The organism is Streptomyces sp. IBSBF 2435, from assembly GCF_036815005.1.
Lineage (GTDB): Bacteria > Actinomycetota > Actinomycetes > Streptomycetales > Streptomycetaceae > Actinacidiphila.
This window is the reverse complement of the sequence record NZ_JAJSYW010000376.1, coordinates 1-1,393: the sequence shown is the minus strand read 5'-3', so window position 1 is coordinate 1,393 and position 1,393 is coordinate 1. Positions and strand designations below refer to the sequence as shown.

Here is a 1,393-nt window from a genome sequence, read left to right as displayed (position 1 = left end):
GCCCCGGCCCCCGGCTCCCCCCGCGACCACGCGCGCGGCGCGCTCACCGGGCTCGCCGTCGGTGACGCGCTGGGCGCGCCGGCCGAGAACATGAAACCGTCCGCGATCCGCAAGCGCTGGGGCCGTATCGAGGACTTCGTCACCGACGACCCGGCCGGCACCGACGACACCGAATACGCGATCCTGTCCGGCCTGCTGCTGGCCAGACACGGCTCCGCGCTCACCGCAGGCGACGTCGAGACGGCCTGGCACGTGTGGATCGCGGACCGCGACGAAGGCCCGTTCAAGGGCGCGGGTTTCAGTGAACGCGGCACCCTGGAGAATCTGCGCCGGGGTCTGGCCTCGCCGATCACCGCACAGCACCGGCACGCCTGGAGCGACGGCCTCGCGATGCGGGCCGCGCCCTGCGGTGTCTTCGCCGCGGGGCGGCCCGCCGAGGCCGCCCGGCTGGTGGCGATCGACGGCACGGTCAGCCATGAGGGCGAGGGGATCTACGGCGGGCAGGCCGTCGCGGCCGGAGTGGCGGCGGCGATGGGCGGCGGAGACTGTGCCGGGGTGATCACCGCGGCGCTGTCGGTGGTGCCGGAGGACTCCTGGACCGCCCGCTCGCTGCGGCGGGCGGTGACGGTGGCCCGCCGGGTCAGGCTGGACGCGGACCTGACCGTGCTCGACCGGGAGCGCGCGCTGCGCGCCGCGGTCGTCATCGGCGGCTACCCGTGGACCGACCTGGCGCCCGAGGCGGTCGGCCTGGCCTTCGGCGCCTTCGCCCTGGCGGCGGGCGATTTCACCGGCTCGGTGCTCACCGCGGTGAACATGGGCAGGGACGCCGACACCACCGCCGCGGTGGCGGGCGCGCTCGCCGGTACGCTCGGCGGCTGGTCGGCCATCCCGGCCCGCTGGTCGCGGGTCGTCAGAGAGGTACGCGGCAGCTGCCTGCCCGCGATGGCCGGCTACCACGTCCACGACATCGCCGACCTGCTCTCCCCCGACGGGCACACCGGCACCGGCCGGGCAGCGTCATGACGCGAACCCCCGGCCCGGTCCCGGCCGACCCGCCCGCCGCCACCACCGACACGGGGGCGCCCCTGATCCCCGCGTCCCGCACGGGCGCCCCGGACGCCGACAGCCCGCCGCCGGACCCGATCCGAGCGGAGCCCGCGGGCGTACCCGGCACCGCCCCGACGCCGTCCGCCGGCACCCCGGCGCCGCACGAGCCGCCGGATCCGCTCCCGCCGCACCAGGCGCGTGTGCCAGGCCAGGCCCCGCCCCCCGGCCAACCGCAGGACCCGCTCCCAGCGGTACGGGCCGAGGTGCCCGTCCCGGCGCGTACCGGCGTGCGGCGCCGCGGCCGCACGGGGGACGCCGCACGCGACGCGGCGGGGCCGGTGGGGGG

Annotated in this window: 1 protein-coding gene and 1 pseudogene; both read left to right on the top strand. The window is 78.1% G+C overall.

What is annotated here, in order from left to right:
* Positions 1-1,023, top strand: a 1,023-nt coding sequence (locus tag V7E46_RS33515) for an ADP-ribosylglycohydrolase family protein (protein WP_333771923.1), incomplete at its 5' end; no start/stop codon positions are given.
* Positions 1,020-1,393: pseudogene (locus V7E46_RS33510) on the top strand (hypothetical protein); the annotation flags it as partial. The gene V7E46_RS33515 and the pseudogene V7E46_RS33510, both read left to right, overlap by 4 nt.